The sequence below is a fragment of the Gordonibacter pamelaeae genome (genome assembly GCF_003340385.1).
Taxonomy (GTDB): Bacteria; Actinomycetota; Coriobacteriia; order Coriobacteriales; family Eggerthellaceae; genus Gordonibacter; species Gordonibacter pamelaeae.
This window is the reverse complement of sequence record NZ_PPTS01000002.1, coordinates 320,603-334,177: the sequence shown is the minus strand read 5'-3', so window position 1 is coordinate 334,177 and position 13,575 is coordinate 320,603. Positions and strand designations below refer to the sequence as shown.

10 protein-coding genes are annotated in these 13,575 nt (G+C 67.9%); 7 read left to right on the top strand and 3 right to left on the bottom strand.

The genetic code is table 11. From position 1 onward, the window contains the following. Positions 1-31 precede the first annotated feature (31 nt). A complete protein-coding gene (locus C1877_RS04075) occupies positions 32-979 on the bottom strand; it encodes a LysR family transcriptional regulator (protein ID WP_114568455.1) in 948 nt (315 codons plus the stop codon). Between the two features lie 543 nt (positions 980-1,522). On the opposite strand from C1877_RS04075, the gene C1877_RS04070 reads away from it, so the two are divergent. From C1877_RS04070 to C1877_RS04050, 5 genes are all read left to right on the top strand, one after another. Further along, on the top strand, positions 1,523-2,773 hold the full coding sequence (locus tag C1877_RS04070) for an MFS transporter (RefSeq protein WP_015540355.1): 1,251 nt from the start codon (positions 1,523-1,525) through the stop codon (positions 2,771-2,773). Between the two features lie 90 nt (positions 2,774-2,863). Beyond that, positions 2,864-5,080: a molybdopterin-containing oxidoreductase family protein gene (locus tag C1877_RS04065; RefSeq protein ID WP_015540354.1), complete on the top strand. Its 2,217-nt coding sequence runs from the start codon at positions 2,864-2,866 to the stop codon at positions 5,078-5,080. Continuing rightward, complete coding sequence (locus C1877_RS04060; RefSeq protein ID WP_114568454.1) at positions 5,080-6,540, top strand: MFS transporter; 1,461 nt, start codon at positions 5,080-5,082, stop codon at positions 6,538-6,540. The genes C1877_RS04065 and C1877_RS04060 overlap by 1 nt, the downstream gene beginning before the upstream one ends. 75 nt (positions 6,541-6,615) lie before the next feature. Further along, positions 6,616-6,810 carry a zinc ribbon domain-containing protein gene (locus tag C1877_RS04055; RefSeq protein ID WP_114568453.1) on the top strand — a complete coding sequence of 65 codons (195 nt, stop codon included), beginning with the start codon at positions 6,616-6,618 and terminating at the stop codon, positions 6,808-6,810. A 112-nt stretch (positions 6,811-6,922) separates the two neighbouring features. Next, positions 6,923-7,150: a hypothetical protein gene (locus tag C1877_RS04050; RefSeq protein WP_114568452.1), complete on the top strand. Its 228-nt coding sequence runs from the start codon at positions 6,923-6,925 to the stop codon at positions 7,148-7,150. 294 nt (positions 7,151-7,444) lie between these two features. Here C1877_RS04050 and C1877_RS04045 read toward each other — a convergent pair whose 3' ends face one another. Continuing rightward, positions 7,445-7,879, bottom strand: coding sequence for a hypothetical protein (locus C1877_RS04045; RefSeq protein WP_147274500.1), 435 nt, complete (start codon positions 7,877-7,879; stop codon positions 7,445-7,447). A gap of 158 nt (positions 7,880-8,037) precedes the next feature. On the opposite strand from C1877_RS04045, the gene C1877_RS04040 reads away from it, so the two are divergent. After that, entirely contained in the window at positions 8,038-11,856 is a 3,819-nt protein-coding gene (locus C1877_RS04040) for a BadF/BadG/BcrA/BcrD ATPase family protein (RefSeq protein WP_114568450.1), read from the top strand. Here C1877_RS04040 and C1877_RS04035 read toward each other — a convergent pair. Beyond that, positions 11,837-12,781: a class I SAM-dependent methyltransferase gene (locus tag C1877_RS04035; RefSeq protein ID WP_114568449.1), complete on the bottom strand. Its 945-nt coding sequence runs from the start codon at positions 12,779-12,781 to the stop codon at positions 11,837-11,839. The two genes, C1877_RS04040 and C1877_RS04035, sit on opposite strands and share 20 nt — an antisense overlap. 112 nt (positions 12,782-12,893) lie before the next feature. Between C1877_RS04035 and thyX the strand changes: the two genes are divergently transcribed. Beyond that, on the top strand, positions 12,894-13,574 hold the full coding sequence (thyX, locus tag C1877_RS04030) for an FAD-dependent thymidylate synthase (RefSeq protein WP_015540351.1): 681 nt from the start codon (positions 12,894-12,896) through the stop codon (positions 13,572-13,574). The last annotated feature ends 1 nt before the right edge of the window (position 13,575 follow it).

The window sequence follows — 13,575 nt, the reverse complement described above, 5'->3', positions numbered from 1 at the left end:
AGACCCCCTCGAACCTGCTCCCGTCGGGCGCTCACACCGCGTACTTGCCGAGATAGTGCCGGTGCTTGTACCTGATGAGCGCGCGAAGCCGTTGCACATAGCCGTACTGATCGGAGCTCTTCTGAAGGCCCGCGTTCTCAAGCACGCCCACGAAAAACCAGTGAGGCGGGTTCAGATCGAGCGATATGATGCCCTCGGCCTCCTTGCGAATCGATTGGGTGAACGTGTCGCTGAAGGTTACCGCCTTGGAATTTCGCACCAGGGAGTTGATTCGCTCGATGTTGGTGCTGTGCAGGACGATGGTCGGCGCTTCGCGGTCGGGGCCTTGGAAAGCGCGCTTGACGAATTTGTTGAGGACCGGCTCGTTGAAGTAGGCAAGCGACAGGTCCGACATCTGCCGAGGCGTGATCTGGCCGTCGGGGAACTGCGGGGCCAGGCTTTTCGGCGCCTTGACGGTAATCCGCATGGTGAGGAAGGGGGTGAAGGTGAGGTAGGGGAATGCGTCGAGCTCCGCAACGTCCTCTTGGAGGATGTTGACCAGGCCGAAGTTGGTCTCCCCGCATTCGATGGCCGCGATGATCTCGTTGAGCTCGCATTCGCTGACGGAGCAGTTGTCCAGGCCATGCTCGCCCAGCTCCTCGTCCAGCAGGTTGAAGATCGCGTTGCATACGTACGAGGTTGCGAACACGTTCACGGTCGCGTCCGTCGCTGAGGGCCCGACCTGCATCTTGAAGAAGCGCTCGCGGGCGCGGTCGTTCTGCCTCACGATCTCCGTTGCGTGCGACTTAAGTATCGAGCCCTCCTCCGTCAGCTCGATCCCCCTGCCCTTTTTCCTGAAGAGCACGACACCCGGCTCGCTTTCGAGTGCGCGCATCGCCTTGCTCAGCCCCTGCTGCGAGATGAAGAGGTTGCTGGAAGCTTGCGAGAACGATCTGCATTCGGCTATTTCCAAGAAGTACTCGAGGACCTCGATGCGCATACCTATCCCCTTACTTTGGCTTATGGCATCTTGAAAGCGTTGGGTGCGTTGGGCTCGGGCAAGTCCATTGTATCGGGTATAGCCAAATATTCAAACGACATTCGGTTGGGCCAACCAGATACGAAAAGTTGTCGAAAAAGTTCCACCCTCACATTGACGAAGCCCTTGAGCTGGTGTTAAGCGATTCTCTCCCTCGCCTCCGCCTTCCTCGCGGCCGTCCGAAACGGAAACCTCAGGTTTGCCTGCCGGGCGAGCGAACCCTGTTGGATTGTTCTGCAAGAAGCCCGTACAATCATAGCCATCGATCGAAGCGAAAGCCGATCCGGCCCCGCTCACCTGGCCGGCGGCTATGAGCGAAGAGTCCCTCAACGCGAAAGAGAACCCGTTAGGCGGGTTGGATTCGCGCACCCTTTTTCGGGTTTGCGGTGCAGCGTTCCCGCTATCGCCGATCAGCGGGGACGCGAGGCGGCTCGGGGCGCTTCGGTTGGGGAACGGGGCCTTGCGCCCCTCGGATGCACGGGCGAGGAAGGGGATGAATTCACTATGGGCTACAGCAAGGGAAAGAGGGTCTCCGCGGCGGTCGGCGTGACCCTTGTTTTGGCGAGCGCCTCGGGAGGGACGTCCGTCATGAACGCGATCGTGCCGTTTCTGCTCGAGGGCATGCAGGTCAACCTCACGACCTTCATGATAGGCCCGACGGTGGCGACGATACTCTCGTTCGCCATGAGCGCGATAGGGGTGAAGATCATCGACATCATCTCCCCGAAGTGGTGCATGCTGATCGGCTCGGTATGCAGCGCGCTCACCATGTACATGGTGGGGACCGCGACATCGTTCGTCTTCTGGATCATCGCGAACATCTTGAACGGCATCGTGCTTGCGTTCGCCACGTATGCGGCGGCGGGCGGGGTCATCGCGGTGTTCTACGGCGAGAGCACGCAGAAGGCGTTCGGCGTCGTGGGAGGAATGACGGCCCTGCTCGTGGCCGCCTGGATGGCCGCCACCTCGGGCCTGCTCCACATCATGCCGTACTCCCAGCTCTTCACAATCTACGCCGTCGGCATCGTGGTGGTCGGCGTCTTCTGCAACCTCGTGCTCATCGGCAAGGTTCCCCGCCGCAAGGCCGCGTCGAAGGCGCAGCCCGCCGCCGGGGCGGAGCAGGGTGACGCTGCCGCACAGGATCTCCCCGGATACACGTTCGGCGAGACGCTGAAGAAGGGCGCCTCCATCTACTTCTTCCTCATCGCGATGTTCCTGGTAGCCTGGTGCGCCTCGGGCATAACCTCGTACGCGAGCGTCTACTACACCTCGTTCGGCATGGCCGCCACCACGGCAGCCGCCATGCTCAGCCTGTACTCGTTCGCCGCGGCGTTCCTCAAGCTCGCCTCGGGCTTCATCCTGAAGAAGATCGGCGCGAAGGCCATGAGCATCGTGATCTACCTCGGGTTCGCGGCGGGCATCGTGTGCCTGCTCGTCTGGAGCCAGACGCAGCTGTTCCCGTTGGCGATCGCCGGCATCGTGCTCTGCGCGTTCATCTCGTACGCCACGATGATCCCCGGGCTGTTCGTGCCCGACCTGTACGGCATGAAGGACTACACGGGCATCAACTCGGCCGGCGTCGCCGGATACTACGCGGGTGCCGTCACCGTGCTGTTCGGCCTGTCGATCGTCATCGGCTTCCTCGGCTACTTCAACGCCTTCGTCGTGCTGGCAATCGCGGCGCTGGTGACGATGGCCTTCATGCTCGCAGCGGTTGCAACCAGCCCTATGAGGGGCATGAAGGGGAAGGAGTGATGCGCAGGGCGGTTTCATGAAGGGGGACGGCCGCGGGCGGGCATCCGAAACCGCGCGCCCGCGGAAAGCAAAGGAACGAAAGGAGAGGAAATGGCGCTGAAGAAAACGCGAACCATGTGCACGACGTGCCACGCACGCTGCGGCGTCCTGGTCTACTCGGACGAGGACAACCGGATCGTCAAGATCGAGGGCGATCCCGACAACGTCAAGTCGAAGGGCGTGATCTGCGGCTCGGGCATGTCCGAGCGCGAGATCCACAACAACCTGGAGGGCCGCCTGCTCTATCCCATGAAGCGCGTGGACTGGGACCCCAAGGGCGAGCGCAACCCCGAGAACCGCGGCAAGAGCGCGTTCGAGCGCATCAGCTGGGACGAGGCCATGGATATCATCGCCGACGAGTGCCTGCGCATCAAGGAGGCGTACGGCCCCGAGGCCATCATCACCGGCCAGGGCACGGGCCGCGTGGCGAACCACTGGCACTGCCGCATCAACTCGTCGCTCGGCCTGGAGGGCTGGAGCCTCGTGCCCACGCACGTGTGCCTCATGCCGCACATCCTGCCGAACGCGTTCACGCTGGGCGTGTTCAGCTCGGCGGCCGGCGACATGCGCAACGCCCACTGCGCCGTGCTCTGGGGGCAGAACCCCGCCATGGAGACCGCCTGGTGCAAGGAGGTGTTCAAGAACCAGGCCGCCGGCATCACGAAGCTCATCGTCATCGACGTGCGCTTCCAGGATATGTCCAAGCACGCCGACGTGGCCCTGCAGCCCCGTCCCGGCACCGACGCCGCCCTCGCGCTGGCGTTCATGCACGAGATCATCGAGCATGGATGGTACGACCCCGAGTTCATCGAGAACTGGACGTACGGCTTCGACGAGCTGGCCGAGCGCGTGAAGGACTGGACCCCCGAGCGGGCTGCCGAGATCTGCCAGGTGGATGCCGACGACATCCGCCTTGCCGCTGAGTACATGGGCAACTGGGGCCCGGTGGGCATGTGCATAGGCCTCGGGCCCGGGTGCATGCACACCAACGCCATCCAGAACGGCCGCGCCATCGCCTGCCTGCAGGGCATGCTCGGCTACCTGGACGTGAAGGGCGGCATCCCCGTGCCCCTGTCATTCTCCGTCATGCTCGACGACAAGATCACCCTCTGGGACTCCCAGAAGGACCCCGGCCGTCCCGAGCTGTTCACGTTCGGCGGCGAGGAGCATCCGCTGTACAAGTCGTTCGGCCGGTCGAACGACCCGCACGCGGTGTTCAACGCCATCATCACGGGCGAGCCGCGTCCCGTCAAGGCGTACATCGCCATCGCGAACGACCCGCTCCTTTGCTACGAGAACACGAACCTCACGTACCAGGCCATGACCTCGCCGAACCTCGACTTCGTGTGCGTGAAGGACTTCTATATGTCGCCCACGGCCAAGATCGCCGACCTCGTGCTTCCCTCGGCCGACTGGTCGGAGCGCTATTCCTACGACGAGGAGCTCGACGGCAACTTCCTGTTCACGTTCGACAAGGCCGTGGACGCGCCGGGGGAGTGCTGGTGCGACTGGCAGTTCTTCCTCGAGTGGGGCAAGCGCATCGACCCCGACAACTGGTGGTGGAACGACGTCCAGGAGATGGTGCTGTGGCGTATGAAGGAGTTCTACGGTTTCGATCTGACCTGGGACGAGTTCCAGTCCGAGAAGTACCGCTCCACCGAGCCCGGCGGCAAGCAGGGCGAGGTCGTGGAGAAGAAGTACGAGAAGGGCCTGCTGCGCCCCGACGGCTCGCTGGGCTTCCCGACCCCGTCCGGCCGCATCGAGTTCTGGTGCGAGTCGCTCGCCGCGTTCGGCTACGACCCGCTGCCCGACTTCGAGGAGCCGGCCGAATCGCCCGTTTCCACGCCGGAGCTGGCGGAGGAGTACCCGCTGGTCGTGGTCACCGGCATCCGCATCTACTCCTTCTTCCACTCGGCTTGGACGAACACCCCCGCCCAACGCAAGATGTACCCGGACCCGTTCGTCATGATCCATCCCAACGATGCGCGCAGGTACGGCATCACCGACGGCGAGTGGGTGACCGTCGAGTCCCGGGTGGGGCATATGATCTCGAAGGCCTACGTCACCCGCGAGATCAAAGAGGGCGTGGTGGGCGTGCCGCGTCCCGGCTGGCGCGACGAGTGCAAGGAGCTCGGCCTTCCCGGATACGGCTGGGACAAGGCGAACGGCAACGTGCTGATCCCCTCGACCCCGGCGGAGCCCGGCTACGGGGCTACCCCCATGCGCTCCTCGCTTGTCAAAATCTATCCTGGAAGGGGTGACCTGTAATGAAGAAGCGCGTGAACGGGGAGGGCATCGCCCTTCTCCATGACCTCGACGACTGCACCGGCTGCTTCGGCTGCGAGGCCGCTTGCCGGGAAACCTGGCGCTATCCCTACGATGAGGATTGGATGCGCGTGATACGACGCACGCCTTTCGTGGTCGATGGGAAGCTGCGCACCTACCATGTGGTGGCCCCCGTGCTCGACAAGTGCGCCGCCTGCTATGCGAAGGACCCCGATCCGCTGTGCGTGACCGGATGTCCCGGCCAGGCGTTGAGGATCGGGATGACCGAGGCCTTGGGCGCGCAGCCGGCGGAGGTCGCGCTCGGCTTCTCCATCTACGCCTTGGCGGCGGGTTTCGCAAGCCTGGTGGTAGGGGACGTCATCAACAAGATCAAGCTGCGCGGCTCCATGCTGTGCTCGGCGGTGCTGTTCTCGGGAGGTTTCCTCATCCTGGGGCTCATGACCGAGATCTGGCAGGTGTACGTCGCCTACGTGGTCATGGGCGTCGGCTCCGCCCTGGGCGGGATGGTCATCCTCTCCGGCATTCCCAACAATTGGTTCAACAAGCGCCGCGGCATAGTCACGGCCATCATCTGGTCGGCCATGTTCCCCGGCTCCCTGGTCGTCGGCCAGATCATACCTGCGGCCACAGCCTCGGGCAACTGGCAGATGGCGCCGTTCGCCCTCGCCGGCATCGCCTTCGTCGTCCTTATCGTGGGCGCGTTCCTGCTCAAGTGGCAGCCCCAGGAAGTGGGCCTGCTGCCCGACGGCATGACCGAGGAGGAGGCCGCCGCCCAGGCCGAGGCCGCCGGTGCGGCGAAGCTCGTCGGCCTCACGCGCGGCGAGGCGCTGAAGACCACGACGTTCTGGTTCATCGCCATCGCCTTCGCCCTCATCGGCATCGGCGAGCAGGGCCCGTTCCAGAACTTCCCCGCCTACATCGTGGGCAACGGCTTCGACCTTGCCGTCGCGGGCGCGTTCATGAGCGCCATCTCGCTCTCCGGGGTGGTGGGCAAGCTCGCCTCGGGCGTCATCATCGACGCCGTCGGGCCCCGCATCGCCTACTGCATCCTCAACTCGCTCGCGGTCGTCGGCCTCGTGCTGATCATCTTCGTGGGCGACAACATCGTGCTGCTGTTCGCGAGCTCCATCCTCTTCGGCGTGGCCCTGAGCTCGTCGGCCGTGTGCTTCTCCACGGCTACCGCCATGTACCTGGGGCCGAAGCATTTCGGCGCCATCTACGGCTTCGTGTTCCTGGGCAAGCCCATCTGCGACGCCATCGGCGTGCCGCTGGTCGCCGCGATATCGGGGACGGCGCTCGGCTTCTCCGGCGCGTTCGGCATCTGCGCCGTGTTCGTTGCCGGCTCGACCATCTCCATGTTCATGGTGCGCAAGAACAAGAAGCTCGTCCAGATGGAGGAGGAGGCCGCCAAGGAGCTTCAGGCGGAAGTGGCGGCCCAATAGCTCGAACGCCCCCGAATTCGCGCTTCGGGCTCGACCGGGGGCCTGGAAGAAACCACGTTTGCAAGGAGGTTGACCATGTGCTTCAGACCAGCTGCCGCCGCTTCCGGCGGACCGGTTAAGTGCCCCAAGTGCGGCGCTTCGGTGTCGGCGTCCGCCGACGCCTGCCCGAGCTGCGGCGCCGTTGCCGCAGGGCCGGCCAAGCCCGCACCGCCCGGCGCGCCCGGCGCCCCCAAGGCCCCCGGCCCGCCGAAGGCTCCGGGCCGGCACTAGCGGTTGGAGGGGCTGAAGGAGGCGCGGGCACGGTCCGGCGAGAAGGAGCTCGCCGGACCGTGCCTCCGAGTCGATCGATGCCCTTGGCGGCGCATCGGGGAGGGAGAAGGCGATGGCCTGCGGATTCGCCTGCGAGCTGTGCGGGAAGTGCAACGGCGAGAACAAGAGGAGGGCTGCAGGGGGCGGCTCGAGGCTCGTCACCCAGCCGCGCGGCCTGTGCGACGCGTGCGGCACGCTCAACAAGCCGTCTGCGAAGGTGTGCGCGGAGTGCGGATGCGAGCTCAAGGTTCCCGAGCGGAAGGTCCACGTTCCGGGGCTGAACAATTCGGACAACGGGTAGGTGGGGCACATGCTCTCCGAATCGCCGCTGGCACTGTGCTCGACGTTCTCCCTCATAGGGGCAGGCGCTTTCATGGTCCTTGCCGTTCTGCCGAACGGGCCGCTGCAGCGGCAGGGGGTCCGCAGAAACGTGGACGTGCTGTGCGCCATGCCCTGCCTTGCCGTGGTGCTCGGTTGCAGCCTGCTTCGGCTTCCAAGACCAGAGCGCCGCCGTGGCCCTGCTCCGCGACCACGGCGGCGCGGCGCTAATCCTTGCCGCCGTGGCGGACGTGCTGCTGGCGTGCGCGGCTGTGGCCTACTGCCTCTGCGTCAACCTCGGGAAGGACGCAGAGGGCCGGCGGCGCAGGGCGCTGCTCCGTATCGTGGGCGCGCTCGCCGCGCTGTTCTCGTGCGCGTCGGGGCTCGCCCACCTGGCGGTGCCCGAGCCGTCTTGGGCGACGCTCGCCACGCCGCTGCAGATGCTCGGCTTCTCGCTGCTCGGCGGCTCCGCCCTCGTCGTGCTGATGCTCGAGAAGGCGGGCGCGTTGGACGACCCCTCGGTGAAAAGGCTGCTGACCGTTGCCGCCGTGCTGGGCGCCGTGCTGGGCGTCGGCGGCTTTTCCGCCCAGGTGCTCGCCGTCTCGGAGATGGCAGGGGCGGCGGGCGCGGGCGCCGACCTTGTGCGCGCCGCGTCGATGCACATCGCGGTGGGCGTCTTCTGCCTTGCCGCGACGCTCGTTTTCGGGGTCATGGCCATTCGCATGAAGGAAACGGGCTTCCACTCAGTCATCGCGGTTGCCAGCGGCTTCGTAGGCGTGTCGTGTTCTGCCTGCGCCTGGCATTCTACGCCTTGCAGCTTGCGGGAGCCGCCTAGCTGGGAGGCGGAAGAGAGGTCGGGAGGGGTTCCACGTGGCGAGCGTCGGCATAGACATAGGGTCGAAGACGATCAAGGTCGTCGTCTTGGATGGGGAGGGCGCCGTGGTCCATTCGGTGTACCGGAGGCACCGTGCGGACGTCGCGTCGACGCTTGCCAGGGCGTTGCACGAGCTGACATGGCGCTTCGGCGACACCGTGGGCACCGTGGGCGTCACCGGCTCCGCCGGCATCGGGATCTCCGGCCTGCTCGGGCTTCCGTTCGTGCAGGAGGTGGTCGCCACGACGACGGCGGTGCGCAGGGAGTATCCCCAGGCGGACGCCATCGTGGAGCTGGGCGGCGAGGACGCGAAGCTGGTGTACCTCACCCACGGGCTCGAACAGCGCATGAACGCCACCTGCGCAGGCGGTACCGGGGGTTTCATCGACACGATGGCGTTCATGCTGGGCTTGAGGACGGAGGAGCTGAGCAAGCAGGCGCTCGGCGCGAAGCGCACCTACCCCATCGCGTCGCGTTGCGCCGTGTTCGCCCAGACGGACGTCCGGCCGCTGCTCAACGAGGGGGCGCGCACGGCGGATATCGCGGCGAGCGCCTTGGAGGCCGTAGTGCGCCAGACGCTCGGAGGGCTTGCCTGCGGGCGCCCCATCGAGGGCACCGTCGTGTTTCTCGGCGGCCCTTTGGAGCACATCCCCGAGCTTGTGAAGCGGTTCCGCTCGGCCTTGGGCCTTGCGGTGCGGGACGGCATCAAGCCCCCTGACGCGCACCTGTTCGCCGCGCGCGGCGCGGCGCTGCACGGTGCGGAGGCTTTCGGCGACCGCGATGGCGCGGACGTATCGCTGGTGGTCCTCGAGGAGCGCCTGTCCTGCCTGCCTGCCTTCGCGGACGACTTTCCCCGGCTGCCCCGCCTGTTCGCGTCCGAAGGGGACCTCGCCGCCTTTCGGGAACGCCACGCCTCCTGCACGATGCCGCGCACGAGGCTGTTCGACTGCGAGGGCCCGCTCTACCTCGGGCTGGACGCCGGGTCGACGGCCGTCAAGCTGGCGGTGCTCGACGAGGCGGGGCGCCTCGCCTACGCCGATTGCCGTCCTCCCCGCGGCGAGGTGCCGGAAACGGCTATCGCCATGCTCGGCGACTTCCATGCCGCCGTGCCGCGCGGCGCCGACGGGGAGCCCTACGCCTACGTGGCCCATGCCACGGCCTGCGGGTACGGGGAGAACCTGCTCAGGGCGGGGCTGGGACTCGATTCCGGGGTCGTGGAGACGCTCGCCCACGTGCGGGCCGCACGGAGCTTCAGGCCGGATCTCACGTTCCTGCTCGATATAGGCGGCCAGGACATGAAGGCCGTCTGGGTGCGGGACGGGCGGGTGCTCAACGCCGTGCTGAACGAGGCCTGCTCCAGCGGATGCGGGTCGTTCGTCGAGGGGACGGCGCATTCGCTGCAATCGTCCCCCGAGGAGTTCTCCGAAAGGGCTCTCTTTGCCGAGTCGCCCGTCGACTTGGGAACCAAGTGCACCGTCTTCATGGCCTCGCGCGTCCGCCACGCCCAGAAGAGCGGCGTTGCCGTGGAGGACATCGCCGCCGGCATCGCGTACTCCGTCGTGCGCAACGCGCTGTTCCGCATCATCGGCCTCGATCGGCTCGATTCGCTCGGCGGCTGCGTGGCGGTGCAGGGCGGCGCGTTCATGTCCGATGCCGTGCTGCGGGCGTTCGAGCTGGTGAGCGGGAAGGAGGCGGTCCGTCCCGACACGGCGCACCTCATGGGCGCCATCGGCGCGGCGCTCACCGCGCGGGAGCGGGCGCACGCCGCCACCCGGGAAGGGGAGGACGCCGTGCGCAGCAGCCTTGCCGGCCGCGAGGAGCTCGACCGTCTCCGGCCGACTCGCAGCAGCCGGCGCTGCGAGGGCTGCGGGAACGGCTGCCTGCTCTCGGTGGTCGACTTCGGCGGCGGGCGCCTGTTCGTGGGCGGCAACCGCTGCGATCGCGCGCACGGCATCGTCGGTGCGCGCCGCGCCTCGACGCAGGACGGCAGGCGCCCGCCCAATGCGGTCGCGCTCGAGCGCGGGCTGCTCGCGCGGTTCTCCGGGTCGGAGGGTGCGGGGCCCCGCGCGCGCCTGCGCGTGGGCATCGTGGGCGCCCTTGCCGGGTATGCCCAGATTCCGTTCTGGCACACGGTCCTCGCGGCACTCGGGTTCTCCGTCGCGGTGCCCGACGACGGGCGCGCGGAGGAGAGCGGGGCTGCGCGCGAAGGTGCGGCCACCATCCCCTCGGAGAGCGTCTGCCATCCGGCGAAGCTCGCGCACGCGCGCCTGTACGACCTCGTGCGCAACGCGCGTGTAGACGCGGTCTTCATGCCTCGCCGCGTGAGGGGGAGGAAGTGCGCCGTGGCGTGCGGCTACGCGGACGCCGTGGCCGACTGCGCTCCCATTCTGCGCGACGAAACTGCGGCGCTCGTCTCGCCGATGCTGCGCACCGGGGAACCTGCCGCCCTTGCAGACGATGTGGAGGATAGGGCGGCCCTGCTCGCAAGCCTGAACGCGGTGGTTGAGGCGGCGGGCCTGCCGGCGGTGGCGGATGGGGAGCTCGCGGAGGCGATCGCCGCCGGGCTGGCGGCCCAGCGGCGGTTCGAGCGGACGGTGGGCGAGGCGAACCGGCGGGCGCTGGCGTGGGCCCATGCGGCTGGCCGGCGGGGCGCGGTCCTGGGCGGCCGTCCCTACCATGTCGACCCCGCCGTCATGCACGGCATCGACGGCATCCTGGCGGGCCTGGGCTTCGCCGTGCTCTCCCCGACGGCGCTAGACGCGCCCCGCGAAGGGTTCGGGGAGCGTGCGGGCGCGTGGGAGCGGCCTTCCCGCCTCGAGCGGCTCGCCGGGTTGGTCCTCGCGGACCCGGCGCTCGAGCTCGTGTGTCTCCAGTCGTTCGGTTGCGCCTACGACGCGGTGGCCCTGCCCGTCGTGCGCGGGGCCCTGGAGGCGGCGGGCAGGTCCTTCACCTCGCTCAAGATCGACGGCATCGCCGACACGGCGCACATCCGCATCCGCCTGCGCACGCTCGCCGAGGCGTGCGCAGGCGAGCCTGCCGGCCGGGCGGTCGGGGGGAGGTGCCGCACCGCCGATGCGGCACCTCCCGAGCGCGGAAGCGGCCTCCCTGCGCATTGGGGCCTTCTCGGGCCCTTGGGGAAGGCCGATGCCGACACGGCGCTGGGCGCGGTTCCCGACGGCGTCTGCTTCGTGGCGAGGGTGCTCGCCGGCAGGCTGATCCGCATGGCGCGGGAGGACGGGGACCTGGACGTCGTGGAGATGCCGGAGGTTTGCGAGAGGTGCCTGCTGGAGTCCGTCCCCGAATTGGCAGGCCGCGCCGTCGGGCGCCGCATCGCCGTGCGCTGGACGAAGGCGTGGCGCGCCCCTTCGCCCGCCGCTGCCGGCGAAGGGGCCCGGTGCGCATCGGCACGTCCCCGCATCGGCCTTCTGGGGAACGCCTTGATGGTGTTCGAGCCCTTCATGAGCGACGGCATCGTCGGCCTGATAGAGGGGGAGGGGTGCGAAGCGGTCCTTCCGCGCCCCGAGGGATTGATGGCCGACGACGTGCGCTACCTGTCCGAGCTCGACCGCTTCGCCGGACGGGGCGTCGACCATGTGATCTACCTGCAGGCGTTCGGGTGCCTCAAGGGCCACGTGCAAGCCCGTGGAGCGCTTCACGGGCTTGCGGGCCGGTATCCGGGCATGCCCGTCACCGTGATCGACTGCGACCCGGAAGCCTCGGCCCTCAACCGCGAGAACCGGGCCCTCCTCGCGATCGCGGCCGCCAAGGAGACATGCTCCGGCGCGCCGTCCGGCGTCACTTGTCCCAGGCGATGAACGCCCAGGTGATCTTACGGGGCTCGCGCAGGGCGAGGCGCTTCTCGGGCTCGCCCTTCCTGTCGGGCCGGCCGGCGCGGGGGTTCTCCACCAGGTTGTCGGCGAGCCAGGGGCGCAGGCGCGCGAGGGCGGCGTCCCGCTCCGCGGCGGAGACGAGGGCGCCTGCGGCGTCGTCCACCATGCGGGAGAACGTCTCGTAGGCCTCCTCGGGCGTGTCGAACGTGTCGGGGCGCGTGCTCTCGATGTAGGACACCTCGGGCTTCAGGCCCTCCTCCGCGAGGATGGCGAACGCGTAGAGGTAGTCGCGCCCCAGCTGGTTCTGCAGGCCGACGGCGGTGAGCACGCGCTCGTCGGTGCGCGGCGAGCCCCCGGTGGGCAGCGTGATGCACACGCGGCGGCGCGCCGCGTCGGTCAGGCGCATGAGCGAGTCCTTCAAATCGGCGGTGGCGATGGAGCGCGAGGCCACGGCCACGTCGACCGAGCCGGGGAGCACGCCGTGGGCGGCCCAGTCATCCTCCCAGCTCATGAGCTTGGGCGTGACGGATGCAATGCCGCGCTCCGCAAGCTCGCCCTCCAAGACGCCCAGCATGCCCCGCGAGAAGTCGGCGGCCACCACGAGGTGCCCCGCCGCGCCCAGCGGCATAGACAGCGCGCCGGTCCCGCAGCCCATGTCGAGCACCGATTCGCCCGGCCGGATGGCCGCCAGCTTTAGGAACCGCTCCACGTAGGGGTTCGGGGCGTCCTTCGAGCCGAACGTGGCCGCGCGCTTGTCCCAGTGCGAGGCGTCGTCCGCGGCGCGGCGGGCCTTCTGCAGCTCCTTCCACTCCTCGTTCCAGTCGCGGGTGGTGAGCAGCGGGGTGAAGGCGGCTGCGGGCTTGTCGGGGCGGGAACCGCCGGGCGTTTCGTGGATGGAATTTTCGACCATAGGGAAGCCTTTCGCATCGCGGGTTCTCGGCATCGGTTACCATACTAGCGAAAGATAATGCCGAAACGAGCCGCATCGCCAAATTTATCCCGAATTGAGGAGCATCCGACCCATGCACGTCGAACTGCTGTACCACACCCCCGACCCCGAGCGCGCCATCGCCACGGCGGCGCGCCTGTGCTACGCGCCCGTGGGCGCGGCCGAGCTCATGGAGACCATGCCCGAGGAGCGCGTGCAAAGCGTGCTCTCCACCATCATGGGCAGCGGCCACTTCTCCACGCTCGAGCACGCCAGCTACACCTTCGCGGTGGACGGCGTGTCGCGGGCGCTCACGCACCAGCTGGTGCGCCACCGCATAGCCAGCTTCAACCAGCAGAGCCAGCGCTACGTGAGGTTCTCGGACGGCGTGGCCACGGTGAAGCCCGAGAGCGTCGCGGCGAGCGAGGAGGCGAGCGCGGTGTTCGACAGGGCGATCGACGCCGCCGTCGAGGCGTACGGGAAGCTGCTGGAAGCGGGCGTGCCGGCCGAGGACGCGCGCTACCTCCTGCCGAACGCGGCCGAGACGAAGATCGTCATCACCATGAACGTGCGCGAGCTGCTGCACTTCTTCCGCCTGCGCTGCTGCAACCGTGCGCAGTGGGAGATCCGCGACATGGCGCACCGGATGCTCGAGCTGGCGCGCCCCACGGCGCCGTTCATCTTCCTAGACGCCGGCGCCCCCTGCGTGGGCGGCGCCTGCCCCGAGGGAAAGATGGCTTGCGGGAACCCGTATCCGCGGGTGACGAGGGGCTAGC

Excerpts from the sequence above, each read along its gene's own strand:
- C1877_RS04060 (WP_114568454.1), top strand. The coding sequence starts at position 5,080 with ATGAAGAAGCGCGTGAACGGGGAGGGCATCGCCCTTCTCCATGACCTC.
- C1877_RS04070 (WP_015540355.1), top strand. The coding sequence starts at position 1,523 with ATGGGCTACAGCAAGGGAAAGAGGGTCTCCGCGGCGGTCGGCGTGACC.
- C1877_RS04050 (WP_114568452.1), top strand. The coding sequence starts at position 6,923 with ATGGCCTGCGGATTCGCCTGCGAGCTGTGCGGGAAGTGCAACGGCGAG.
- C1877_RS04045 (WP_147274500.1), bottom strand. The coding sequence starts at position 7,879 with ATGACCCCGAAAACGAGCGTCGCGGCAAGGCAGAAGACGCCCACCGCG.
- C1877_RS04035 (WP_114568449.1), bottom strand. The coding sequence starts at position 12,781 with ATGGTCGAAAATTCCATCCACGAAACGCCCGGCGGTTCCCGCCCCGAC.
- C1877_RS04055 (WP_114568453.1), top strand. The coding sequence starts at position 6,616 with ATGTGCTTCAGACCAGCTGCCGCCGCTTCCGGCGGACCGGTTAAGTGC.
- thyX (WP_015540351.1), top strand. The coding sequence starts at position 12,894 with ATGCACGTCGAACTGCTGTACCACACCCCCGACCCCGAGCGCGCCATC.
- C1877_RS04075 (WP_114568455.1), bottom strand. The coding sequence starts at position 979 with ATGCGCATCGAGGTCCTCGAGTACTTCTTGGAAATAGCCGAATGCAGA.
- C1877_RS04065 (WP_015540354.1), top strand. The coding sequence starts at position 2,864 with ATGGCGCTGAAGAAAACGCGAACCATGTGCACGACGTGCCACGCACGC.